This is a genomic window from Pseudomonas sp. S30_BP2TU TE3576, assembly GCF_050436025.1.
Classification (GTDB): Bacteria; Pseudomonadota; Gammaproteobacteria; order Pseudomonadales; family Pseudomonadaceae; genus Aquipseudomonas.
In genome coordinates this window covers 695,012-717,535 of the sequence record NZ_JBNDLK010000001.1, presented here as the reverse complement: position 1 = coordinate 717,535, position 22,524 = coordinate 695,012, and the positions used below count along the sequence as shown (strand labels likewise).

At 60.8% G+C, this 22,524-nt stretch carries 22 protein-coding genes and 1 pseudogene; 10 read left to right on the top strand and 13 right to left on the bottom strand.

All coding sequences use genetic code 11. The features are described from left to right. Positions 1-58: 58 nt before the first annotated feature. Positions 59-589 (top strand): chalcone isomerase family protein, encoded by a 531-nt coding sequence (locus ABIA48_RS03185; protein WP_429487024.1) that lies wholly within the window; start codon positions 59-61, stop codon positions 587-589. 272 nt (positions 590-861) lie between these two features. Here the strand turns inward: ABIA48_RS03185 and ABIA48_RS03180 are convergent, their stop codons facing one another. From ABIA48_RS03180 to ABIA48_RS03170, 3 genes are read right to left on the bottom strand one after another with little or no spacing between them, the layout of a single operon-like run. Further along, positions 862-2,043 (bottom strand): acetyl-CoA C-acetyltransferase, encoded by a 1,182-nt coding sequence (locus ABIA48_RS03180; RefSeq protein ID WP_429487023.1) that lies wholly within the window; start codon positions 2,041-2,043, stop codon positions 862-864. Between the two features lie 11 nt (positions 2,044-2,054). Continuing rightward, entirely contained in the window at positions 2,055-2,720 is a 666-nt protein-coding gene (locus ABIA48_RS03175) for a CoA transferase subunit B (protein ID WP_007975748.1), read from the bottom strand. Between the two features lie 36 nt (positions 2,721-2,756). Next, positions 2,757-3,455 (bottom strand): CoA transferase subunit A, encoded by a 699-nt coding sequence (locus tag ABIA48_RS03170; protein ID WP_310059418.1) that lies wholly within the window; start codon positions 3,453-3,455, stop codon positions 2,757-2,759. 229 nt (positions 3,456-3,684) lie between these two features. Between ABIA48_RS03170 and ABIA48_RS03165 the strand changes: the two genes are divergently transcribed. Then, on the top strand, positions 3,685-4,587 hold the full coding sequence (locus ABIA48_RS03165; RefSeq protein ID WP_429487022.1) for a LysR substrate-binding domain-containing protein: 903 nt from the start codon (positions 3,685-3,687) through the stop codon (positions 4,585-4,587). A 184-nt stretch (positions 4,588-4,771) separates the two neighbouring features. Here the strand turns inward: ABIA48_RS03165 and ABIA48_RS03160 are convergent, their stop codons facing one another. Further along, positions 4,772-5,818, bottom strand: a complete 1,047-nt coding sequence (locus tag ABIA48_RS03160; RefSeq protein WP_429487021.1) for a class I SAM-dependent methyltransferase — start codon at positions 5,816-5,818, stop codon at positions 4,772-4,774. A 452-nt stretch (positions 5,819-6,270) separates the two neighbouring features. Between ABIA48_RS03160 and ABIA48_RS03155 the strand changes: the two genes are divergently transcribed. Beyond that, complete coding sequence (locus ABIA48_RS03155) at positions 6,271-7,113, top strand: HvfB family MNIO-type RiPP peptide maturase (RefSeq protein WP_429487020.1); 843 nt, start codon at positions 6,271-6,273, stop codon at positions 7,111-7,113. Continuing rightward, positions 7,106-7,861, top strand: coding sequence for an HvfC family RiPP maturation protein (locus ABIA48_RS03150; RefSeq protein ID WP_429487019.1), 756 nt, complete (start codon positions 7,106-7,108; stop codon positions 7,859-7,861). The genes ABIA48_RS03155 and ABIA48_RS03150 overlap by 8 nt, the downstream gene beginning before the upstream one ends. 760 nt (positions 7,862-8,621) lie before the next feature. Here the strand turns inward: ABIA48_RS03150 and ABIA48_RS03145 are convergent. The 4 genes from ABIA48_RS03145 to ABIA48_RS03130 all read right to left on the bottom strand — a co-directional run bounded on the left by ABIA48_RS03145 (position 8,622) and on the right by ABIA48_RS03130 (position 14,035). Beyond that, the gene (locus tag ABIA48_RS03145; protein WP_429487018.1) at positions 8,622-9,668 is read right to left on the bottom strand and encodes an NAD(P)/FAD-dependent oxidoreductase; all 1,047 of its coding nucleotides are present in this window, start codon (positions 9,666-9,668) and stop codon (positions 8,622-8,624) included. Beyond that, a complete protein-coding gene (locus tag ABIA48_RS03140; RefSeq protein ID WP_429487017.1) occupies positions 9,655-11,847 on the bottom strand; it encodes a hypothetical protein in 2,193 nt (730 codons plus the stop codon). Before ABIA48_RS03140 ends, ABIA48_RS03145 begins: the two co-directional genes overlap by 14 nt. A gap of 134 nt (positions 11,848-11,981) precedes the next feature. Next, positions 11,982-13,298: an ATP-binding protein gene (locus ABIA48_RS03135; protein ID WP_429487016.1), complete on the bottom strand. Its 1,317-nt coding sequence runs from the start codon at positions 13,296-13,298 to the stop codon at positions 11,982-11,984. Then, entirely contained in the window at positions 13,295-14,035 is a 741-nt protein-coding gene (locus ABIA48_RS03130) for a response regulator (RefSeq protein WP_204930431.1), read from the bottom strand. The genes ABIA48_RS03135 and ABIA48_RS03130 overlap by 4 nt, the downstream gene beginning before the upstream one ends. 306 nt (positions 14,036-14,341) lie before the next feature. Here ABIA48_RS03130 and ABIA48_RS03125 point away from each other — a divergent pair, with 306 nt between their 5' ends. The 3 genes from ABIA48_RS03125 to ABIA48_RS03115 all read left to right on the top strand — a co-directional run bounded on the left by ABIA48_RS03125 (position 14,342) and on the right by ABIA48_RS03115 (position 16,272). Continuing rightward, a complete protein-coding gene (locus ABIA48_RS03125; RefSeq protein ID WP_429487015.1) occupies positions 14,342-14,605 on the top strand; it encodes a DUF2790 domain-containing protein in 264 nt (87 codons plus the stop codon). A gap of 48 nt (positions 14,606-14,653) precedes the next feature. Beyond that, positions 14,654-14,908: a hypothetical protein gene (locus tag ABIA48_RS03120; RefSeq protein WP_429487014.1), complete on the top strand. Its 255-nt coding sequence runs from the start codon at positions 14,654-14,656 to the stop codon at positions 14,906-14,908. Positions 14,909-15,054: 146 nt separating this feature from the next. Beyond that, positions 15,055-16,272: a cytochrome c biogenesis protein DipZ gene (locus ABIA48_RS03115; protein WP_429487013.1), complete on the top strand. Its 1,218-nt coding sequence runs from the start codon at positions 15,055-15,057 to the stop codon at positions 16,270-16,272. Between the two features lie 9 nt (positions 16,273-16,281). On the opposite strand, the gene ABIA48_RS03110 is transcribed toward ABIA48_RS03115, so the two are convergent. Next, the gene (locus ABIA48_RS03110; protein ID WP_429487012.1) at positions 16,282-17,274 is read right to left on the bottom strand and encodes an AraC family transcriptional regulator; all 993 of its coding nucleotides are present in this window, start codon (positions 17,272-17,274) and stop codon (positions 16,282-16,284) included. 180 nt (positions 17,275-17,454) lie between these two features. On the opposite strand from ABIA48_RS03110, the gene ABIA48_RS03105 reads away from it, so the two are divergent. Beyond that, positions 17,455-17,724 (top strand): DUF4242 domain-containing protein, encoded by a 270-nt coding sequence (locus ABIA48_RS03105; RefSeq protein ID WP_007987714.1) that lies wholly within the window; start codon positions 17,455-17,457, stop codon positions 17,722-17,724. Between the two features lie 44 nt (positions 17,725-17,768). Further along, positions 17,769-18,581, top strand: a complete 813-nt coding sequence (locus ABIA48_RS03100; protein WP_429487011.1) for a class I SAM-dependent methyltransferase — start codon at positions 17,769-17,771, stop codon at positions 18,579-18,581. 133 nt (positions 18,582-18,714) lie between these two features. On the opposite strand, the gene ABIA48_RS03095 is transcribed toward ABIA48_RS03100, so the two are convergent. Both ABIA48_RS03095 and pcsA read right to left on the bottom strand, forming a co-directional pair. After that, a complete protein-coding gene (locus ABIA48_RS03095) occupies positions 18,715-19,101 on the bottom strand; it encodes a DUF488 domain-containing protein (protein WP_429487010.1) in 387 nt (128 codons plus the stop codon). Between the two features lie 2 nt (positions 19,102-19,103). Next, on the bottom strand, positions 19,104-19,826 hold the full coding sequence (gene pcsA, locus ABIA48_RS03090; RefSeq protein ID WP_429487009.1) for a phosphatidylcholine synthase: 723 nt from the start codon (positions 19,824-19,826) through the stop codon (positions 19,104-19,106). 345 nt (positions 19,827-20,171) lie between these two features. Between pcsA and ABIA48_RS03085 the strand changes: the two are divergent. Beyond that, a pseudogene (locus ABIA48_RS03085) lies at positions 20,172-20,345 on the top strand (DUF533 domain-containing protein); the annotation flags it as partial. Between the two features lie 147 nt (positions 20,346-20,492). Here ABIA48_RS03085 and ABIA48_RS03080 read toward each other — a convergent pair. Both ABIA48_RS03080 and ABIA48_RS03075 read right to left on the bottom strand, forming a co-directional pair. Further along, positions 20,493-21,167: a DUF3313 domain-containing protein gene (locus ABIA48_RS03080; RefSeq protein WP_429487008.1), complete on the bottom strand. Its 675-nt coding sequence runs from the start codon at positions 21,165-21,167 to the stop codon at positions 20,493-20,495. Positions 21,168-21,217: 50 nt separating this feature from the next. Continuing rightward, positions 21,218-22,486 carry an OmpP1/FadL family transporter gene (locus ABIA48_RS03075; protein WP_429487007.1) on the bottom strand — a complete coding sequence of 423 codons (1,269 nt, stop codon included), beginning with the start codon at positions 22,484-22,486 and terminating at the stop codon, positions 21,218-21,220. Positions 22,487-22,524: the final 38 nt, after the last annotated feature.

Below are 22,524 nucleotides of genomic sequence, written 5' to 3'. Positions count from 1 at the left end.
CCGAAGGGGCCTTTTGCGCATACGTTTTTCTGGGCATCCCGCGATGAGGCCAACCCGCATGAACCGCCGACGATTACCGCTGCGCCATGGTCTGTGGCTGCTTGTTTTGCTGAACTGCCAGGCCCTGGCCAATTGGCAGGATTCGCTGCCCGGTGCGCAAGTCATCGGCAGTGGTGATTTTCGCAAGTACGGCTTCGATGTTTACAGCGCGCGGCTCTGGAGCACGTCGCGGCCGTTGGCGGGCGATCAGCCGTTCGCCCTGGAACTGATCTACCAGCGCAGCATTTCCTGTGAAGATCTGGTGAACGCCAGCGTCAGGGAAATCAAGCGACTCTCTGGTACCTCGGTCAGTGCCGAGCAACTGGCGTCCTGGCAGACGCAGATGCAACAGTCGTTCGTCGATGTGCAGGCCGGTACGCGGCTGACCGGGGTGTATCTGCCGGGGCAGGGCGCGCGGTTTTTTCTTGGCCAGCAGTTATTGCGTGAAGTGAAGGACCTGCAATTCGCCCAGGCATTTTTTGCCATCTGGCTCGATCCGCGTACCAGCAACCCCGAATTGCGCCAGCAGTTGCTGGGCATGGCTCCGTAGACTTTGCTTTGTGGTGATCAGTGGGGCGGACAGTGGGTTGACTCTGCAGTTCTTGGGGTGACTTGTCGGGCCCCTTCGCGAGCAAGCCCGCTCCCACAGTTGTCCAGACGAGCACGGCCCACTGTGGGAGCGGGCTTGCTCGCGAAAAACGATAACGCGGTCCACCTGAAAAAACGCAGGCAAAAAAGAACCCGGTACGACTTGCATCGCACCGGGTGTTTGTCCAGACGGCGACGGATCTTCGTGGGTCCCCGCGCCGTCTGTTGAACGCTTTAAGCCCGTTCGAGCGCCAGTGCCACGCCCTGACCACCACCGATGCACAGGGTGGCGAGGCCTTTTTTGGCATCACGCTTGAGCATTTCATGCAGCAGGGTTACCAGCACGCGGCAACCCGAAGCACCGATCGGGTGGCCCAGGGCAATGGCGCCGCCGTTGACGTTGACCTTGTTCAAGTCCCATTCCAGGTCCTTGGCCACGGCCAGCGATTGCGCGGCGAAGGCTTCGTTGGCTTCGATCAGGTCCAGTTGGTCGATGTTCCAGCCGGCCTTGTCCAGGCAACGACGGGTGGCCGACACCGGGCCGATGCCCATGATCGCCGGGTCAACGCCTGCGTTGGCGTAAGCCGCGATTTTCGCCAGTACCGGCAGGCCCAGGGCCTTGGCTTTTTCGGCGCTCATCAGGATCACGGCGGCGGCACCGTCGTTCAGCGACGACGCGTTGCCGGCGGTCACCGAACCGTCCTTCTTGAAGGCTGGCTTGAGCTTGCCCAGAGATTCGGCGGTGGTGCCGGCCCGTGGCTGCTCGTCGGTGGCGAAGGACAGCGGATCGCCCTTGCGCTGCGGGATCAGGATCGGGGTGATTTCATCGACAAAGCGCCCGGCTTCGATGGCGGCCACGGCTTTCTGCTGCGAGGCGGCGGCGAACGCGTCCTGCTGCTCGCGAGTCAGGCTGTACTTCTCGGCCAGGTTCTCGGCGGTGATGCCCATGTGGTAGTCGTTAAACGCATCCCACAGGCCATCGCTGATCATGGTGTCGACGATTTGCGCGTGGCCCATGCGCAGGCCGGTGCGCGCGCCGGGCATGACGTAGTTGGCCAGGCTCATGTTTTCCTGGCCACCGGCGATGATCACCTCGGCATCGCCGCAGCGGATCGCCTGGGCGCCCAGGTGCAGGGCCTTGAGACCGGAACCGCAGACCTTGTTCAGGGTCATGGCCGGTACAGCGAAGGGCAGGCCGGCCTTGATCGCAGCCTGGCGCGCAGGGTTTTGCCCGGCGCCGGCGGTCAGCACCTGGCCCATGATCACTTCATCGACTTCGACCGGGTTCAGGCCGGTTTGCGCCAGCAACTGGCGGATCACCGCAGCGCCCAGGTCAACCGCGGACACATTGGCCAGCGACCCCTGGAAACTGCCGATCGCGGTGCGCGTGGCGGCAACAATGACGACTTCTTGCATGGAATGATTCCTCACTGGGCAGCGAACTGCATTTCCGGCACGTGGTCCGGCACGATCAGTTTACCAGCGGTTTTGGCGACGATTTCCTCAACACTGACGCCAGGTGCGCGTTCTTTGAGGACAAATGCGCCATTTTCGATTTCCAGGTAGGCGAGGTCGGTCAGCACGCGCTTGATGCAACCGGCGCCGGTCAGCGGCAGGCTGCATTGCGACAAGAGCTTGGACTCACCATCCTTGGACGCGTGGGTCATGATGACGATGATGTTGTCCGCGCCGGCCACCAGATCCATCGCGCCGCCCATGCCCTTGACCAGCTTGCCGGGGATCATCCATGAGGCGATGTTGCCCTGCACATCCACTTCGAAGGCGCCCAGCACGGTCAGGTCGACATGACCACCGCGGATCATCGCGAAGGACTCGGCCGAGGAAAAGATCGAAGCACCGATACGGGCGGTCACGGTCTGCTTGCCGGCGTTGATCATGTCGGCATCAATGGTTTCTTCAGTAGGAAACGGACCCATGCCCAGCAGGCCATTTTCCGACTGCAGCATGACTTCCATGCCTTCGGGGATGTAGTTGGCGACCAGGGTCGGAATGCCGATGCCCAGGTTCACGTAGAAGCCGTCCTGCATTTCGCGGGCGACGCGTTGAGCCATTTGTTCGCGGGAAAGTGCCATTGTTGTTATTCCTTCATTCGGTCCGGGGGCAGGGGATCACTTACGCACGGTGCGCTGTTCGATGCGCTTCTCGAACGTGCCGCAGATGATCCGGTCGACGTAGATGCCAGGGGTATGGATCTGTGCCGGGTCCAGCTCGCCGGGTTCGACGATTTCCTCGACTTCGACCACGGTGATCTTGCCGGCAGTGGCGGCCAGCGGGTTGAAGTTCTGGGCGGTGTGGCGATAGATCACGTTACCGAAATGGTCGGCTTTCCAGCCTTTGACGATGGCGAAGTCACCGGTGATGGACTCTTCCATCAGGTACTTGCGGCCATGGAATTCGCGCACTTCCTTGCCTTCGGCAACGGGAGTGCCAACGCCGGTGGCGGTGAAGAAGGCTGGAATGCCAGCGCCGCCAGCGCGCATTTTCTCGGCGAGCGTGCCTTGCGGGGTCAGGATGACTTCGATTTCGCCTTTGAGCAGTTGCTCTTCGAACAGCTTGTTTTCGCCGACGTAGGACGCCACCACTTTGCTGATCTGGCGGTCGGTCAGCAGTACGCCAAGGCCAAAACCGTCGACGCCGCAGTTGTTGGAAACCACGGTGAGGTTGCGAGTGCCTTTGCGCTTGATCTCGGCGATCAGGTTTTCCGGGATCCCGCACAGGCCGAAGCCGCCAGCGATCACGGTCATGCCGTCTTCAAGACCTGCCAACGCTTGCTCGTAGGAACTCACGCGCTTGTCGAAACCTGCCATATGCACCTCTTTTATTCTTTGTGGGCGGCTGGCTAGCCGAATGGAGTTGAGTGTCGCGCTGGTTAATTCATTTGTTAAGTTGATTTTTAATGTTGATTGATAGATAAAACTCAACAATGTGTAGGAGCTGCCGAAGGCTGCGATCTTTTGATCCTGTTTTTTGGCGCAAGATCAAAATCAAAAGATCGCAGCCTTCGGCAGCTCCTACAAGACCCGGGAGAGAGCGAGTATGACCGTCAAGCAGATCCGTGCCTTTCTGGCTGTAGCCCAGAGCCTGAGCTTTGCCGTGGCCTGTGAACGCCTGCACCTGTCGCAATCGGCCCTGAGCCTGACCATCAAGGCGCTGGAGGAGGGCCTGGGCGGGCGCTTGTTCACCCGCAACACGCGCAACGTGGCGCTCACCGCCGAAGGAGAAACCCTGGTACCGCTGGCACGCCGGTTGATCGCCGACTGGGACAATGCCGAAGATGAACTGCGTCAGCGCTTCACCCTGCAGCGCGGTCGCGTGACCCTGGCGGCGATGCCCTCGTTCGCCGGCAACCTGCTGCCGCCGATCCTCAAGACATTCCGCGCCCGCTATCCGAACGTCAACGTGACGGTTAATGACGTGATCAACGAGCAAGTGCTGGAAATGGTCCGTGACCGCCAGGTGGAATTGGGGGTGGCGTTCGAGCCGACCCAGAGTTCGCCGCTGCAATTCACACCGCTGTACATCGACCGCTTCGTCGCGGTGGTGCCCCTGGATTCGGCGCTGGCCGGGCGGGATGACATCGACTGGCAAACGTTGCTCAAGGAGCCATTCATTACCTTGCAGCGACCTTCCACCGTGCGGGTGATGCTGGAGGAGCATTTGCAGACCCGCGGCATGAAGCTGTCGGTGGAGTTTGAAAGCCATCAACTGGCGACGGTCGGGCGCATGGTCGCCAGTGGCCTTGGCGTGAGCGCGGTGCCGGCCTTGTGCGCGGGGCAGATGCGTGAACTGGGCGCGCGTTGCATCACTTTGCGTGACCCGGTAGTAGAGCGGGCACTTGGGGTATTGACGTTGCCGGGGGGAGAGCTGTCGGCGGCGGCGCAGGCATTGTTTGATGTGCTGAAGGAGGAAAACCTTGGGCAGCGTTTCTCCATGAATTGATCACAATCCCTTGTGGGAGCGAGCTTGCTCGCGATGGCGGTGGATCAGTCAGTAAATGTGTTGACTGTGCTGCCCTCATCGCGAGCAAGCTCGCTCCCACGGGGTATTGGGTTGATCAGCAATAGAGTCGCTCCGCCAATAACGGCAACAGCCGCTCGCACGCTTCTGCAAGTGGCGGCGGTGTTTATTTGCGCGCCTCCAGAATCAGGTTGAACGGCGTTTCCGTCGCCCGGCGAAAGCGTGTGAAACCCGCGTCGGTGAACACTTTGCGCAACCGCGCTTCACCGGCCTGGGCACCCAGCCCGAGGCCGACTTCCTGGGACAGCGAGTTGGGCGTGCAGACAAAGGTCGACGCCGCGTAGAACAAGCGTCCTACCGGGTTGATGTTGTCGTCGAGCAAGTCATTGGCGTAGGGCTCGACCAGCAGCACGGTGCCGTCGTCTTTCAGCGATTCATAAGCATGTTTGGCCGCGCCCACCGGGTCACCCATGTCGTGCAGGCAGTCGAAGTAGCAGATCAGGTCGTAGTCGCTGCCGGGGTAGCTTTTTGCCGTGCCCTGGAAGAACCTGGCCCGGCCGGACACACCGCCTTCTTCGGCCCGTTGCGTGGCGACAGTCACGGAGGGCGCGTGGTAGTCGAAGCCGACGAAGCGCGAATTCGGAAACGCCTGGGCCATGATCACCGTCGAGGCGCCATGACCGCAGCCGATGTCCGCCACTTTGGCCCCGTCTTCCAGTTTGGCCACCACGCCGTCGAGGGCCGGCAACCATTCGGTGACCAAGTGGGCTTTGTAGCCTGGGCGAAAGAAACGTTCGGTACCACTGAACATGCACGGATGGTGCTCGCCCCAGGGCAGGGCGCCGTTGCCGCGCATGGCGTTGACCAGCTTGTCCTTGTCGTGGAAAAACGACGCGACCACACCGATACCCCCGGCGATATAGACCGGTGAGTCTTCGATGGCCAAGGCCAGGGCTTGCTCTTCGGGCAGGCGGAACCGGCCGTCGCGGTGTTCCATGTAGCCGGAGGCAGCGTGGGCGCTGAGCCATTCGCGCAGCAGGCGGGTGTTGCAGCCGGTTTTCTCGGCAAGGGTTTCGGGGGTGATGGGCTGGCTGTCGGCCATCGCCCGGTACAGACCGAGCTCTTCGCCGAGGATGACGTTGGCGAGCATCGCTGCGCCGCCCATGTCATTCACCAGTTTGCCCATGAAATCGTTAAGTCTGGCCTCGTCCATCACGTGTGCTCCTTCAGCAGGATCACGGTCCAGAGGCATTGTTTGGGGAGTTGTTCGCCGCTGGGCGGTGGTCGTGGGAATGTGCAGGGCACCAAGCGGGTCCTGCGTGCATTCAGTTTAGTTCGCAGGCCATACAGCGCCGCGTTGGGCGACGAAAGCTACATCTTCCTGACGGACGCTGGACCTTGTGGGAGCGGGCTTGCTCGCGAAGAGGCCGGCACATTCAAAAGAGAGGTTGACTGACCCGCCGCTTTCGCGAGCAAGCCCGCTCCCACAGGGATCAGCAGTGCCCACAAGGATCGTGTGTATCCCACTGTATCCAGACCCCTTTTTGACACAGTGACCTCTTATTCCGGCACAAGCCGAACACAGTCCCGATACACCCCTTCGATTAACTGTGTCTCATGGCGGGCACCGGCTCGCGTCCTTGAACATCTTGTGAGATCGACACCATGCAGACCTCCATTCCCCCCGAAGCCAAGGCCAGCGTTGGCCTTGGCCTGCGCCGCGGTTTAATGAAAGACCTCCAGGCCGCGCCGGCAGGCGATTTCGATTTTCTGGAAGTCGCGCCGGAAAACTGGATCGGCATCGGCGGCGCCCACGGCGCGGCATTGCGGGCCCTGGCGGAACGTTATCCGTTGTCCTGTCACGGTTTGTCCCTGTCCCTGGGCGGACCGTCGCCGCTGGACGTCGATTTTCTGCAAGAGGTTCGCCGCTTCCTCGATCACTACAACGTGCCGCTGTACAGCGAGCACTTGAGTTACTGCAGTGATGACGGTCACCTGTACGACCTGTTGCCGTTGCCCTTCACCGAAGAAGCGGTGCACCACGTCGCCGCGCGGATCCGTCAGGCCCAGGACATCCTCGGCCGGCGGCTGGCGGTGGAAAACGTTTCCTATTACGCCGCGCCCCAACAAGACATGGACGAGGTGACATTCACCAATGCCGTGCTGCGTGAGGCCGATTGCGACCTGCTGCTGGACGTCAACAACGTGTATGTCAATTCGATCAACCACGGCTTCGATCCGCAGGCGTTTCTCGCTGGCATCGATTCGGGTCGGGTGGTGGCCATGCACATCGCCGGGCATTTCGACGAGTCCGATACCTTGAAAATCGACACCCATGGCGCCTCGGTCAAACCGGCGGTGTGGTCGTTGCTGGCCCAGGCTTATGCCCGGTTCGGTGCACAACCGACCTTGCTGGAGCGGGATTTCAATTTTCCGGTATTCGCCGAGCTCTTGGCGGAATTGCAGGTCATTCGCCAGTTGCAACAGGAGGGGGTGAACCGTGGATAAGTCGAGTCTTTTGCATCAACAAACCACCATGGGCCTGTACCTGCGTGACCCTGAACACCACGCGCCGCCCACCGAAATGGACCCGGCGCGGGCGCAGGTTTATCGCGACCTGGTGTTTGCCAATCTGTGTTCACTGCTCAGTGGCACCTTTCCGGTGTTGGTGAGGATTCTGGGCGATGAACGCTGGCGTTCACTGGTGCGGATCTTTCTGCGGGACTACCGCGCCCGTACACCGAAATTTGGTGAGATTGCTCAGGAGTTTGTCGAGTTTCTCGCGACTGGACCTCAGGCATTGACCGATGGGCCGTGGCCGCCGTTCATGGTGGAGCTGGCGCATTACGAGTGGGTGGAGATGGCGCTGCAACAGTCCGAGGCCGGGCCTTTGGTCACGGGTGATGCCGGGGCGTTGCTGGATCGGCCGTTGCAAGTGTCGCCACTGGCCTGGCCGTTGGCGTATGCCTGGCCGGTGCAGCAAGTGGGACCGGATTATCAGCCTGACGTTTTACCGGCTCAGCCTACGTTGTTGCTGGTGCGTCGTGCCGAGGACTGGAGTGTGAAGTTTTCCGAGTTGAGTCCGTTGGCGTGGCGGTTGTTGCAGCGCATTGGCGAGTTCCCGGAGTTGACCGGGCTTGCGCAGTTGCAGGGGTTGGCGGTGGAGGCGGGGCAGGTTGGTTCTTCGGTGTTTTTCGAGGGTGGTTTGGGGTTGTTGCGGCAGATGCATGAGGAAGGGGTAGTTGGGGTTGTTTGACGTTCTTTGACCTTCTTTGACCGTGGCGGCCTTTGGGCCGACCAGGTTCTGGGTTGATTGAGTACATATCCGTTGCTGCGGTCACGGCGGCTTATGGTTTCGCCCTTACGGCGAGTCCCTTTTGGCAAACGCCCCAAAAGGAACCAAAAGGTCTCGCCCGTTACGTACGGCCCCTCGCTGAGGCTCGGGGTTCCTTCGCTCCGGCATTCATCCGGGGGCATCGCCTCCGGTCGGCTTCGCTTCGACCTCCTCTCGATGTGTTCGACTGCGTCGAACGGCGCTGCGCGCCTACCCCCGGATGAACGCCGGAACGAGGCCTCCCGAGGGGGCGGGTGGATCAAGATCAAGATCAAGAGCTGCAGGCGAGCTAACGCTCGGCCTGATGAGTGGTGAGAAGCGACGCGGTGGTGTGGGCTGCTCTCCTGTTGCTTTTCTGTGGGAGCGAGCTTGCTCGCGAAGACGACCTGCCAGCCGACCAATTTCTTGCTGATGCCCACCGATCAAATTGTGGGAGCGGGCTTGCTCGCGAAGACGACCTGCCAGCCAACCAATTTCCACCGAATGTACTCGGTCCAATTGTAGGAGTGAGCCTGCTCGCGATGGCTGCCTGTTAGCCGACCAATTACTCACAGGTATACCCAATCCCCCTGTGGGGGCGAGCTTGTAGTGGTCTAATTTCCCCGGACACCTCGATAGATGCATTCTCCACCTATCGAGGTGTCCGGAATTAGTTGACCACTGCACCCGTCACCCTCACGAGTCAGCTCACGGATCGAGTAGAGTGCTCCAGCCAATCTGGCGGGCAAGGATGAGCGCTATAGAAGCGACGCATTTGCACCAGGTCACGTTCGAACCAGTCACGAAGCCAGCGACTGTATTGCGCCTGCGCCTCGTATTGGAAGACAGGCTGCTGCAGGCCGTCGAACACTGCCTGCGCCGCTTGTATGCCAGTCATTAGCGCCTTGAGTACGCCGTGCGAAGCCGCCGGATCGAGAACACTGGCCGCATCGCCAACCGTGAAAAAACCTGCACCGGCAGGCGCCGCGCTGATGCGCCAGGACACATCGGCGCCGCGAATCGGTCCCACTCGGGGTAATCGCCGCAGGTGCCCGGGAGCGGTTCGGGACAGGGCCAATGTTTTGTCAAAACACAGGCGCGTCCAGTGCAGCAACTGGTCTTCCACACGTGCAATCCATGTCCAGCCATAGACGTCGGCCAGCAGATGTGGGCTTTGTTCGTAGGGATGGATGCAGCCTTTCAGGTAGCCGTATCGGACGATCAACTGTGGCGAATGGCGACGCACCGTTGACGAGAGTTGCCGGCCCAGCCAACCCGTTGCCCCGCTGGCGTCGATCACGTATGGCGCGAACAAGGGGCCAGAATCGGACTCCAGGCCGATCACTCGCTGGTCGTGGGTCAGCAGGCGTCGGGCCTGGCACGGTTGCAGCACCCTGACGCCCAGCATCGCAGCCTGTTGCAGCAATACCGCGTCCAGTCGCGTCCTGGCAATCTGAAAACCAAGCCAGGGACCGGTAAGGTCCTCGCCAAAACCACAGAAGCGAGGCGGGCTGTCCCACTGCACCCACTGCCCGGGAAAACGAATCGTCCCTTGGCTGCACACTTGATCGGCCACCCCCAATTGCTGCAGCAAGGGCTCGATGCCCGGGTGCAGGCTTTCGCCAGGACGATATCGCGGAAAACCCTGACCCTCGAGCTGCGCCACCCGCAGTCCACGCTGCGCGCAACTGATCGCTGCGGCACTTCCCGCCGGACCGCCCCCGACCACCAACACATCAAAGTGATTCACTTGCATCCTGCCAAGGCGATTCGTCGTGTTTGACCAGGATCGCTTCGGCACTGACCAACAGGGTCGCCAGGTGCAGGATCTTTACATTGCGCAGTTTGAAGTTGATATCCGGGGTCGGGTCGGATCCTCGCTCGTACAACTGATAGCGATGCACCCAGCCATTCAGTTGCAGACCGGTCTCCTGCTGCGCAGTATCGAGTTCCGGATTCGGCCGCTGTACGAGGGTGAATGACAACAACGGCCACGTATTGCGCAGGGGTTTGTCATTCCCGATTCCCAGCGCGTTGTACACCCGATGCATCGACAGCACCCGGTCTTCATAATCCAGCAGCGTGGTGTTGCCCGTCAGTTGCAGGGAGAAGTGTCCATCAAGTGCCACCCGGGTGTAGTCGGTGTATTCGTAGGCGTCGTATTGGACGAACACGTCCTTCGTTTGCTGTTCCTGTACCAGGCGTGGCCCTCGCTGGTTATCCCAGGCCGGGTCGTCGGTCTGGCCGATTTCCTGGTCGGTCAGCGGGATGATGGTGTGCAGGCTACCCCGTGGTTCAAAGGTGCGCGCCGAATCCGGCGCCACACCCGGCCAGTAGGAGCCCAGGGCCGCGCAGATCCGCACATCTTCGGTAAAGGGGCTGGCCATCTGGTATCCGCTAAGGCAATCCAGCCAGGTCCCGTCTTCGGATTGTTGTCGAACCCATCCGACTTCCCAGCCGGGGCCGAAGATGCCGGCTGCAGCATCCGGCAACGAGGACGGGCGCATAACCGGTGGCCGTTGCAGGCTGGGAGACAGCGTCGAGCCAACCTCACGCGGCAAGGCCACAATGGCCGTGACGCCGCGATCATCCGGCGAAAAGGGTTGATCTTTCAGGCTCAGGTTGGCGCAGTATCGAACATTCGACAACGCCTCCAGTCGTGCATGCCAGATATCCGGTGAGGGCAGGGCGGGCTCTGTATTTGCCCAGCGTTTGAGTTGACGCTGGCTGCACAACGGAAAGAAGTCCGGGGCGCCGATCACCGAATACGCCGCTACCGTTGGCAGAACATTCTCCAAAGCAGGGCAACGAGCCTGAACCCAGCCATCGGCCGTGCCATCCAGGTAATGCCTGGCAGGATAGCCACCTTGCCTGACCAGCTCCGCCACGCCTTCCCGGTCATTCAGATCCTCAATGCTACCGTCCTCCAGCACCTTATGTCGGCCATGTACCATGCCTGCGGTTCCGGCAGGCATCTGGAAGGACAAGGGGTTGCCTTGGTGATAGGCAAGCTCCACCAGCCTGGATTTTGGCTGTGGGAGTAACAACCCCAGCCCAAAGTCTGCGTGCGCAGCCCAATCTGCCAAACCGTCAGTGATGACGAACGGCGGCTGGCTGATTTCCGGTTCCCCCCAGCCTGTACCGCTGTGGCGCAGATGGATATGCCGTAATTTCTCGTTGATCTGGTACTTATCCAGTTCAAGTGTCAGGTCCAGCCCGGCCAGGCACTGCGTACCATCGAACAACTTGTGCAGCGGCACCCAGAAATCCAGATCGGCATCCACATCGGCTCGAAAATCCATCGGTCCGAAGCGTGTGGCGTCACCCTTGTGTTGCATGGCGATGTAAGCGCTGTAACGCACGGGCATGACCCTGATGCCGTGCACATCATCGTCTACGAACGGCAGGAAACACCGCAGTTGGGGGTCGTAACGAGCGGCGGCGGTACCGACGCGGGCGATGCCGGTACGGGAGAAACACAGGTCGGCGTGTTCACCGTGCACGGTGTCGCCGGCGCAACGGTACTCGCTGGCAAACACCACCAGCGCCAGAGGTGCGCCCTCGGCTTTTCGCTGGAGGTCTTCGAGTGTGGGTGGGTTCACGCCATAGACATAATCGAGAACTGCTTCAATTTCGGCAGGTGTCGGATACCACAGCAGAGGCTGCCCAGCTCCGTCGAGAGTGACCTCGGGCGAGGCCAACGCGTGATACAGCAGGCTGCGCGACGGCTGGCCGGATTCAATCGCCCGGTTGCCGGCGCTGGAAAAATCCTCAAAGCCTGGAAGGCTGCGGTCGATGGTCAGCGGTTTGATCAGCTCAGTGGCGAGCGGTGCTGCGAGGATGTCCAGCCCATGGCGCAGTAACAACGAATGCCAGCCGCCAGGCGCCAGTCGCGTGCACGCCCGGGTCACTGATTCGAGCAAGTCCATCGTGGTTTCCCATTGATCCTGTGGACAGACATTGCACAGGAGCCCGGGGAGTGCTGGCTACTGTCAGTTCTGACAGTGGTGACCAATGGTCGACCCCTCGGTGTAATTAGATCCCACAGAGGAAGGCGAGAAATTCAGTGAAGTAGCGGCAGCTTCAGCTCCGCACACAAGCCGCCCCCTTCGCGATTGCTCAAGGTCAACGACCCACCAATCGCTATCGCCAGTTGCTGGGCAATCGCCAGCCCCAGCCCGGTACCACCGGTGCTGCGGTTGCGGGAGTTTTCCACACGGTAGAACGGTTCCATCACTTGCTTGAGTTCCTCCTCGGCGATCCCCGGGCCTCGGTCCAGGATCTTGATCGAGAGGTTGCCATCGGCCTGTTTCTCCACCCGCAACTCGGCAGCACCGGCAAACTTCAATGCGTTGTCCGTGAGGTTGACCAACACCCGGCGCAAGGCGTGTGGGCGGGTGTCGATGACAGCTGCGCTCTTGCCGGTGAGCTGAACGTCCTTGCCCATGTCCTGATAGTCGAACACCAGGCTGTCGAGGAACGAGTCGAGGTCGGTGCGGCGGCTTTCTTCGGTGGCGCCGTGGATGCTGCGGGCGTAGGCCACACCTTCGCGTACCAGGTGTTCCATCTCGCCCAGGTCGTTCCACAGTTTGTCTTTTTCGCTGGAGTCGTCCATGAACTCGGCGCGCAATTTCATGCGGGTGATCGGGGTTTGCAGGTCGTGGGAAATCGCGGCGAGCAATTGCATGCGTTCTTTCAAGTAGGCAGCGATGCGTGCCTGCATCGAGTTGAAAGCCTTGGCAGCGTGGGCGACTTCGGTCGGGCCTTTTTCGTCCAGGAGCACGGGATGGGCGTTGGGGTCCAGGGTTTCGACGGCGCCGGCGAGACGGGTGAGGGGGCGGATGGCGATTCTGACTGCCAGCCAGGAGCAGGCCAGCATCAGCGCCAGTTGCCCGAGCAACACGATGGGCAGCCAGGGCGACAACGGGACCATTGCGGGGCGCACGTCAATGGTCAGCGGGCTGCCATCCGCCAGGTTCAAGTGCACTTGAAAATGTTTTTTCGGTCCGGGGATGTCGGTAAAGGTCATCGGGTAGTCATGGCCGATGGCGTCTTTGATCGAGGTGATGGCAATAGGTGCATCGGGCATGTCGGTGCGTATGGGCGTGCCGGGCGAACCTTCGTTGAGCAGGTAACTGTAGTTGCGTCGTTCCAGTTGCTGCAGCCACCCGGCCCGCTCTTCGGCGGGCAAACGGTCGAGGATGGCAATGGACGTGGAAACGTCGGTTTCCAGGTTGCCGAGCATGGTGTTTTTCGAGGATTCGTAGCGCTCGTAATACTGCGCGCCGAAGGACAGTGCCTGGGCGAGGATCAGGCAGATCAGGAAAATCAACGACAGCCGCGAGGCCAGGGTACGCGGCCAATGTAACGCCTGCGTCATGATTGATCGCCCAGAATTTCCACCGGCAGGGAAAACACATAGCCTTCGCTGCGCACGGTCTTGATGTAGGCCGGTTCGCGGGCGTCATCGAGTAACCGCTGACGCAGGCGACTGACCAGCAGATCGATGGAGCGGTCGAACAGGTCGGCGTCGCGGCCCTGGGTCAGGTTGAGCAATTGATCACGGTTGAGCACCCGTTGCGGATGATCGAGAAACACCCGCAGCAATCGGTACTCGGCACCGCTCAGGGCGACCATGGTGTCGTTTTCATCGAGCAGGTGACGGGCCGAGGTGTCCAGGCGCCAGCGGCCGAAGGCCAACAGGCGGCTGGCTTCGGTCACCACCAGGTTCGGCGGCAGCATGCGTGTGCGCCGCAGCACCGCGTTGATCCGCGCCAGCAGTTCACGGGCAGCGAAGGGTTTGACTAGGTAGTCGTCGGCGCCCATTTCCAGGCCGAGGATGCGGTCGGTTTCATCGTTGCGGGCGGTGAGCATCAGCACTGGCGTGGTCTTGTGTTTGCCGGCGCGCAATTCGCGGCAGAGCAGCAGGCCATCGTCCCCCGGCATCATGATGTCCAGCACGATCAGGTCCACCGGGGTGGTTTCCAGAAAAGCACGCATCTGCCGTCCATCCGCCACGACGGTGGTGCGCAGGCCGTTCTTCTTCAGGTAATTGCCTACCAGCTCGCGGATTTCGCGGTCATCGTCAACGATGAGGATGTGATCAACGTGATCCATTGGGCCAAACCTCTGATAAATGGGGATTGCCACACAGTCTATCGAGCCTGGGCGGGCTCGCCTGCCGCCCTTTGTATTGCAGTGTATCTGGCTTGCCTGCGGATACACACGAAGGCAAAAAAGCCGGTTTTCAGCGGTTTTGTATTGCTGTGTATCCAGGCACCGTTCTGATACGTACCGATTGATTCACGCCGATTCCCGACACAGACGAGATACCTCGCAGGCTTTTAATAGGTTCCATCGAGGCAAACCCAACCGCCTCGGATCAACCAACGGTCAACCTGTCGAAACCTTGAGGAATCCGCCATGAACACCAAAGCCATCTACGCCGCCTGCCTGTTTGCCGCACTGAATATCTGCACCTTGTCGGCCCGTGCCGAAGCCGATGTTGCGCCTAAAACCTACACCTACGGCACCCAACTTGACATCAAGAAAGTGCTGTCGCTGACCGAGGACACTGCACCGTCCTGCGGCGTGGTGAATGCGCGGCTGACGTACCTCGATTCCCGGTCCAAGACCCAGGTGCTGGATTACCGCAAATTGGCTGACAACTGCAACTCGGAAAACTGAGTGTTGCGATCAACGACCGCTTAATCCATTTGAAACAGGAAGGACATCATGAACAACGTATCCCGCTTTCTCACCGCCATCGCCTTTTCCTTTGCTGGTGCGGCAGCTCATGCCAACGCCGTTGTCGAGCAAAGCGCCTGCGGCAGCAACACCTGCTTTCAGCTCACGCCAGTGGCAGAGAAGGGCACCAATGGCTTCCTTGCGCAAGACGGTTCCAGCCGTACGCCGCAAGGGCAGATGCTTGCCGAGAATGGTTCCAGCCGCACGCCTCAGGGGCAGTTGCTGGATGAGCAGATGGCTTGAAAACACCCCCGACCCACTGTGGGAGCGGGCTTGCTCGCGAAAGCGGTGTGTCAGCCGCATCATCGCTGGCTGAACGTACGCTTTCGCGAGCAAGCCCGCTCCCACATTGATTGTGTGTCGCCCTCTGATTTGTCTTAGGTGATCCCATGTTACTCATCGCGTTCCTGGGCGGCATATTGACCGTCCTCAGCCCGTGCATCCTGCCGGTCGTGCCCTTCCTGTTTGCCGGTGCCGACCGCACACGCTCCTCGATCCTGCTGACCCTCGGCGGTATGGTCCTGACCTTTGCCCTGGTTTCCAGCCTGGCCGTGGTCAGCACTGAGTGGGTGATCCAGGCCAGCAACACCGGCCGCCACGTCGCCCTGTTCGTGATGGTGTTGTTCGCCCTGTCGCTGATCTCCGCCCGAGTCGGCGACTGGCTGGCGCGTCCTTTCGTGCTGCTGGGCAATCGCATCGACCCGGACTCGCGCAAGATGTCCGGGCCTGTGGCTTCGATCATGATCGGTGTCGCCACCGGGTTGCTCTGGGCACCGTGCGCCGGGCCGATCCTCGGGGTGATTCTCACCAGTGCCATGTTGCAAGGCGCGAACGCCGGCACCAGTCTGCTGCTGGTGGCTTATGGCGCGGGCAGTGCGTTGTCCCTGGGCACGTTGATCTTTGCCGGTCGCGGCCTGGTCAATCGTTTGAAACCGTCGATCCCGGTCACTGGCTGGTTGCGTCGTGGCGCCGGGGTTGCGGTGCTGGCCGGTGCGGCGGTGATCGCCACTGGCGCCAATGACCTGTTGCTGGCCAACACCTCATCGGAAGGTGTCAGCCGTGTGGAGAAAGGCGTGCTGGAAACCGTGCCGAAAGTCGTCGATTACCTGGTCAGCAAGGTCAAGGCCGACAGCACCATGGACAACGCCCAAGGCGCCATGCCCTCGCTGTCCGGTGCAGTGGATTGGCTCAACTCCCCCGCACTGAGTAACGAAGCCTTGAAAGGCAAAGTGGTGCTGGTGGACTTCTGGACCTTCGACTGCATCAACTGCAAGCACACCTTGCCGTACGTGAAGGACTGGGCGAAGAAATATGAAAAGGACGGACTGGTGGTGATCGGCGTGCACACGCCTGAATATGGCTTTGAACGCATCATCGACAACGTCAGGGCCAAGGTGAAGGAATACGGCATCACCTACCCGGTGGCGATCGACAACAACTACGCGATCTGGCGCAACTTCGACAACCAGTACTGGCCGGCGCACTACATCATCGATGCCAAGGGGCAGGTGCGTTACACCCACTTCGGTGAGGGCAGCTACGACACGCAGGAAAAAATGATTCAGCAGTTGCTGGAGGAGGCCAGGGCCAGCGCGCCAGCGGCGTAATCCGCTTGATCAATGGCTCACAGGCCTGGCCTCGTGGGCCATGGTTTTTTTCTCCTGACCGCGCCGCCACGCCGCCGGCGGCGCACCGAACTCGCGACGGAAGGCGCGGCTGAAGGCGGTATCGGTCTGGTAACCGACTTCTTCGGCGATCCGCGTCAATGAACTGTTGCTGCTGCGTAACAGATTGGCGGCCAGCAACATGCGCCATTGCGTCAGGTACTGCATCGGCGACATCCCCACCAGTTGCTGGAAGCGTTCGGCCAACACCGATCTCGACGTGCTGGCCGTGCGTGCCAGTTCGTCCAGTGTCCAGGCATGGCAGGGTTTTTTGTGCAAGGCATTGAGGGCGGCGCCGACAATCCGGTCGCGCACACCGGCCAGCCAGCCCGTACGCCCTTCGCCCTGTTCGTTCATGTACAGACGCAACACTTCGATGAACAGCACTTCGGCCAGTTTGGCCAATACCCCTTCACCGCCGGGGCGGGGTGAGCGGGCTTCGGCGAGGGCGTAGCGCACGGAGGATTCCAGCCAGATACCGGCATTCGAACCGCGCACATTGACCCGCACCACAGCGGGCAAACCTTTGAGCAATATGCCCGCCAGACGCGTGTCGCATGCCAGGTAGCCGCACACCAACCGGGTGACCGCGCCACCTCCGCCATAGCTCAGCTGGCGGGGGCGGCGTGCCAGCACCGCATCCAGTCGCGCACCCGTGGCCGGGGGCAATCCCGGTCGGGAGCACATGCGATGGGCATCGCCTTGGGGGAAGATCACCACGTCACCCGCACTCAGGAGCAGCGGTGGCTCATCACCCAGTTCCACGTAACACTCGCCTTCGGTGATCAAGTGGAAGATCACCACCCGTTCTGCATCGGGCTCCAGAAACGGCGCTGCCGTGTCTGCGCTGGGTGACTGGTAGCACCAGGGCGCGGTGAACCGGGCGTTGATGAAGATCGCGCCGACCAGGTGCACAACGCGCAGGGTCTGTGACAGAGCGTCCATAGGGCTTTCCCCGTGACAGGATTCCTGATTGTGAACGCCTCGGCGCGCAACGTGGAATCTCCGGACGATCGGGCAGGCTTGGGCGACGATCGGGCAGGACGCCAGCGCCCGTCAGGACGATAGTTGGTTCACAGGGTCTGTGCCGGCCCTGCCACCCACAACAAGAAAAGAGAGGTTGCCATGCCGAAGTTCGTCATTGAACGCGAGATCCAGGGCGCCGGTGCGCTGTCGGAGAGGGATTTGAAAGCCGCTTCGCAAAAGTCCTGCCGGGCGTTGCGTGAGTTGCCAGAGGTGCAGTGGCTGCAAAGTTATGTCACCGGTGACAAGCTCTACTGCGTGTACATCTCGCCAAGCGAGGAGCAGATTCAGGAGCACGCCAGGATCAGTGGTTTTCCCGCCAACCGTATTTCCCGGGTCATGAACATCATCGATCCGACGACGGCGGAGTAACCGCGCTCAGACCCGATTCGTGTTTCAACCCAGAGACCGTCTCCATGAGTACACCCATTGATCTGACTGCCTTGAAAAACCGCCAGATGGCCTCGTGGGCCAGCGGCGACTACGCCGTGATCGGCACCACCCTGCAGATCGTCGGCGAACAACTGGCCGAAGCCTGCGACCTGTTGTGCGATGAACGCGTGCTCGACGTTGCCGCCGGCAACGGCAACGCGACACTTGCCGCTGCGCGTCGTGGTTGCCAGGTGACATCCACCGACTATGTCGCTGCCTTGCTGGAGCGCGGCGAAGAACGGGCCCGGGCAGAACGCCTGAATGTCACCTTCCAGGTGGCGGACGCCGAAGCCTTGCCATTCGCCGATGCAAGTTTTGACGCCGTGCTTTCTACCTTCGGCGTGATGTTCGCGCCGGACCAGCCCAAAGCCGCCGCAGAACTGGCGCGGGTTTGTCGCCCGGGCGGCCGGATCGGCCTGGCGAACTGGACGCCGGAAGGTTTCGTCGGCCAGATGTTCAAGACCCTGGGCCAGCACCTGCCACCCCCGGCGGGAGCGAATCCGCCCTCACGCTGGGGCACCGAAGCCTGGCTGCACGAGCATTTTGACGCGCGTGAGTTTCTGCTTCAGGTGACGCGCCGCACCTTCAATTTCCGCTATCGCTCGGCGGTGCATTTCATCGACACCTTCCGCGACTGGTACGGGCCGATGCACAAAGCCTTCGCGGCACTGCCACCGGATGGCGCCATGGCCCTGGAAACGGACCTGACCGACTTGATCAACCGGATGAACCGGGCGGACGACAAGTCGCTGGTGGTGCCGAGTGAATACCTGGAGGTGGTGATCACACGGCGTTGAGTGGCCACAATGCGAAACCCTGTGGGAGCGAGCTTGCTCGCGATGGCGGTCATCCAGTCACAAGTGCTGTGTCTGATACACCGCTATCGCGAGCAAGCTCGCTCCCACAGGGATTGTGTGGTGGTCATAGTATCTAAATCACTATAGCCCCCCGCGCCTCCAGCAACTCGCGCAATACCGACCGATGACAATGCGCTTCATCCTCGCAATAACACCCCACGGCCAGGGACGTCTGATGGGACAGCGCGGCCAGCAGGTCCAGCATCTGACTGGCAGCGGGCTGGTTCATCTCGGCCTTGAACTTGCGCCTGAACACCTCCCAGGCCCTGGCATCCTGCGCGGCCTTGGCCTCAGCCACCAATTGCGCACTGGGCGACAGCAGCGGTTGCCAGACATCATAAAAATCCCGACGGGCGAATTCGGCTTTCGGTACGCCACGGGGAGGGCGGCGTACCGTGCCCAGGCGCAAGCCTTCGTCGGGGCGACGGGGTGATCCGAGTTGAACGATATGGACCGGCATGGCTACTTGAGCCGCGATTCGTCGAACCACTCAAGTGCCGTACGCCACAAGCAGACGCCCAGGAAATACGCCGACATCAGCAGCCACAGCCCCATTACCAACGGGTTGATCAGCGGATGGTTGAGCACCAGCGACAAGCTACACAGCAGCCAGATGGCCGTCACCGCAATGTTGATCGGCATGAACCGGCGTACGCGGAACGGATGCAGGAATTTCATCCGGGTCACGGTCAGCAGGGCCAGGCCAATGACGGTAAAGAAGGTGATCCACGGCGATGGGGCGATGATGTACAGGCACAGGGCAACCACGTTCCAGGCGGCGGGGAAGCCCTGGAAGTAGTTGTCCTTGCTCTTCATGTTGACGTTGCAGAAACAGAACAGCGACGACACCAGAATCAGCGATACGCTCAGCAGCAAGGTGTAGTCCGGCAGCGGGATGTAGCGATAGATGAACAATGCCGGGATAAACACATACGTCAGGTAATCAATCACCAGGTCGAGGATCGAGCCATCGAAACTCGGCAGCACCGACTGCACATTGACCTTGCGCGCCAGCGCACCGTCCAGCCCGTCGACGATCAGGGCGACACCCAGCCACAGCAGGCAATGGGTCGGCTGGTTATCCAGCAGCGACAGGGTGGCGAGGAAAGCGGTGACTACGCCGGTGGCCGTAAAACCATGGGCGCCCCATGCTTTGAGTCTGGCGATGTACAGGGTTGAAATCACAGGGGCGTTCTCCAGTAAATGAAGCAAGCCAGTTATCACCCCGGGTGGGGGCGGTGGCAAACCGGGTCGGGTTGCAGGTATCGACCGGGTATCCGGGAATAAGGTTCACCACCTATGAATCTTAGCTGCGCCGGCAAAAAACACCCCGGACAAATCCGCGGCAGTGAGGGCGCGTCAGCCCAACGGTGCCGGCACATTCACCTGCGGGGACTATCGTTGCCTGACTGGATAAAATCCTTCCAAAGAGGACAAACGGCATGAACACCCGCGATCTGCTCGAACAGTTACTGCGCGCCGGTCAGGGCTCGATGGCGCAACAGGGGGGCGCTGGCGCGTCGGCCCAAGGCGGGCTCGGCGACCGATGCTGGAATGGCCTCGGAGATGTACCTGGCCAGTGTCATGCTGGTGGACGACCAGCAGGATGCCGAAGGTAATTATCTGGATGAATTGGCAGCGGCGTTGCAGATTGACCCGCAGCTGCAATTGCATCTGGAGCAGCAGGCCTGGTGCGGTGCCTGAATTGGCTTTGGCGGCAAAAACGTAACGCCCCCATGGTCATGGACGGAACTGCACAGATCTCGGCAGGCGATCACCGTCGGGATGAAAAAATAGCTCAGGCCGGACTCCATGCAGCGAGGGAGCAAGCTCCCTCGCCACAAGAGCGTGTTACTTCAGGAACGTCTGGAAATCGCTACCCATTTTGTCGATCGCCGCCTTGAAGTCCTTGGCGGTAACCTTTTGGCTCTCATTTTCCAGGGCAGTGCCAAACACCTTGCGTACCACTTTGGCCACGGTCTGATTGCTCTTTGCGTCGATGAACTCGGCTTCGATGAACAGGATGGTTTCCTGGTCACGGTGACCGGTGGCTGCCTGCGTTGCCCCGACTACGGCTGCGATGGGGACTACTTCATACCACTTCATGCCTTCGTTTTCGGCGCTGACCCCGGTAATCGCCGCACGCATGATCAGGGACCGGGAACCCGCCGGTGCGGAGGAGGAATTGGACACTACGCGGTACTTCTGGCCCAGTGTGGTCTTGGCCTTGTTGGTCATGTAGTTCTGAATGTCGGCCAGCGTCTGCTGGTTGACTCGCTCATTGGGTTTGGGTGCCGGGTACAGTTCCAGTTTGTTGAACACCACGGTGTCATAAGCATTCGCGTTCCACGAAGGGCTGACCCAGCGCATCGCGGTTCCGCCGCTCGGCGTCTGGACTTCCTGCAGGTTGTTGTAGTTGGACAGGAAGCCTGAGTATTGCGCCTTCTCAGTGACTTTCGAGGTACAACCGCCTAGTAACAGACCGGCCAGCGTGGCGCCGACGAGCAGTTTTCGGGACAGATTCATAGTGGTGTTTACTCCTTGGATGAAATCGTCGTTCTTACGTTTACAAAACATCAGAAGCGCCAGGTCATATTCCCTGCCAATGCTTGAATCCAGGCATTGTCGAATTGACCGGAAATTCGATCGCCCGATGCGGACTTGCTCTGGTCCACCGGCATGTCGCCGAGCCAGACCATGGCCCAACTGACATTGACATCGGTGTCCTTGTTCAGAGCATAGGTGGCTCCTGTCGCAATGCGCCAGGATTCGTTCATCGGCACCACCACACTGCGATTGCTGTCCGAGACGGCGCTGCTGTCGTAGGCCACGCCAAAGTTCCACAACCACTGCTCGGTGGCCTGGTATTGCGCACCCAGGGAGAGGTGCCAGGTGTCCTTGAAGCCGGCGTCGACCGTAGTCGACTGCGCTCCAAACGCCGTGGTGTCGACCTCCACGGCGATGTCGCCGAACTCGGACCAGTCCTGCCAGTTGGCCGAGGCCAGCAGCGCCCATTGCCGGTCCAGTTGCTGGAACAGGCTCAGGGTTACGGTTTGCGGCACCTTCATGTCGAGTTCGGTGTTGGTGTTGTTGACGCGCTCGAGCAGACGTCCATCGCCCTTCACATCGAGCCGGTCCTCGAAGTCCAGGTCAACCTGGCTGGTGTAGGTCAGGCCGATGCGCGTGCCGGGTTGCGGGGCGTAGATCACGCCGACGTTGGCGCCATAGCCCCAGGTGTTGTCCCTGTATTTGAATTGGCCGTCAGCGCGGTCAGTGAAACCCAATGGAGCGCGGTTGATGGCAGTGTCTGCCTTCAACATGCCGTACATGGCCTTGATGCCGAGGCCGACCGACCACTGCTCGTTGAAGCGATAGGCCACGCTCGGCACCAGCGACAAGCCGAGCAGGCTGGAGTTTTGCGTGAAGTAGCGGCCTGACCAATCGTTGTCGTAGTTGACCGCCAACCCGAAGTCACCGTACTGGCCGAAACCGACGCTCCAGTGCTCGTCCAGTTCATGGCTGATGAAGAAGCTGCCACCGGGAATCGGATCGAGGGCATTGCCACTGCCGCTGCCCTGGACGTTGGTGCCGGCGTCGCGGTCGAAGCTCAAATCGCCGTACAGAACCTGCAGGCCGGCGGTGATTTGTGTGCCTGGCAGGTAGCTCATGCCGGCGGGGTTGCTGGCGATGGTCGAAGGGCCTTGCGCGCGGGCAGCGGCACCGGCGTTGGCCAGTCCGGTGTTATCGGTGCCGACTTCATAGAGCAGGATGCCGCCGGCCCAGGCTGGCTGGCAGCACAGTGCAAGTAACGTACAGGCAGGTAGGGCCAGTGTGCTTGTGCGCATGTAACAACCTCGGCAAATGTCCATTTTTAATGTGGGTG

Bases quoted from the DNA above. Each gene is read 5' to 3' on its own strand.
- ABIA48_RS03120 (WP_429487014.1), top strand. From the start codon at position 14,654: ATGAACAACGTATCCCGCTTTCTCACCGCCATCGCCTTTTCCTTTGCT.
- ABIA48_RS03110 (WP_429487012.1), bottom strand. From the start codon at position 17,274: ATGGACGCTCTGTCACAGACCCTGCGCGTTGTGCACCTGGTCGGCGCG.
- ABIA48_RS03155 (WP_429487020.1), top strand. From the start codon at position 6,271: ATGCAGACCTCCATTCCCCCCGAAGCCAAGGCCAGCGTTGGCCTTGGC.
- ABIA48_RS03135 (WP_429487016.1), bottom strand. From the start codon at position 13,298: ATGACGCAGGCGTTACATTGGCCGCGTACCCTGGCCTCGCGGCTGTCG.
- ABIA48_RS03130 (WP_204930431.1), bottom strand. From the start codon at position 14,035: ATGGATCACGTTGATCACATCCTCATCGTTGACGATGACCGCGAAATC.
- ABIA48_RS03140 (WP_429487017.1), bottom strand. From the start codon at position 11,847: ATGGACTTGCTCGAATCAGTGACCCGGGCGTGCACGCGACTGGCGCCT.
- ABIA48_RS03100 (WP_429487011.1), top strand. From the start codon at position 17,769: ATGAGTACACCCATTGATCTGACTGCCTTGAAAAACCGCCAGATGGCC.
- ABIA48_RS03160 (WP_429487021.1), bottom strand. From the start codon at position 5,818: ATGGACGAGGCCAGACTTAACGATTTCATGGGCAAACTGGTGAATGAC.
- ABIA48_RS03105 (WP_007987714.1), top strand. From the start codon at position 17,455: ATGCCGAAGTTCGTCATTGAACGCGAGATCCAGGGCGCCGGTGCGCTG.
- ABIA48_RS03115 (WP_429487013.1), top strand. From the start codon at position 15,055: ATGTTACTCATCGCGTTCCTGGGCGGCATATTGACCGTCCTCAGCCCG.
- ABIA48_RS03075 (WP_429487007.1), bottom strand. From the start codon at position 22,486: ATGCGCACAAGCACACTGGCCCTACCTGCCTGTACGTTACTTGCACTG.
- ABIA48_RS03175 (WP_007975748.1), bottom strand. From the start codon at position 2,720: ATGGCACTTTCCCGCGAACAAATGGCTCAACGCGTCGCCCGCGAAATG.
- ABIA48_RS03095 (WP_429487010.1), bottom strand. From the start codon at position 19,101: ATGCCGGTCCATATCGTTCAACTCGGATCACCCCGTCGCCCCGACGAA.
- ABIA48_RS03125 (WP_429487015.1), top strand. From the start codon at position 14,342: ATGAACACCAAAGCCATCTACGCCGCCTGCCTGTTTGCCGCACTGAAT.
- ABIA48_RS03170 (WP_310059418.1), bottom strand. From the start codon at position 3,455: ATGGCAGGTTTCGACAAGCGCGTGAGTTCCTACGAGCAAGCGTTGGCA.
- ABIA48_RS03180 (WP_429487023.1), bottom strand. From the start codon at position 2,043: ATGCAAGAAGTCGTCATTGTTGCCGCCACGCGCACCGCGATCGGCAGT.
- ABIA48_RS03080 (WP_429487008.1), bottom strand. From the start codon at position 21,167: ATGAATCTGTCCCGAAAACTGCTCGTCGGCGCCACGCTGGCCGGTCTG.
- ABIA48_RS03185 (WP_429487024.1), top strand. From the start codon at position 59: ATGAACCGCCGACGATTACCGCTGCGCCATGGTCTGTGGCTGCTTGTT.
- ABIA48_RS03165 (WP_429487022.1), top strand. From the start codon at position 3,685: ATGACCGTCAAGCAGATCCGTGCCTTTCTGGCTGTAGCCCAGAGCCTG.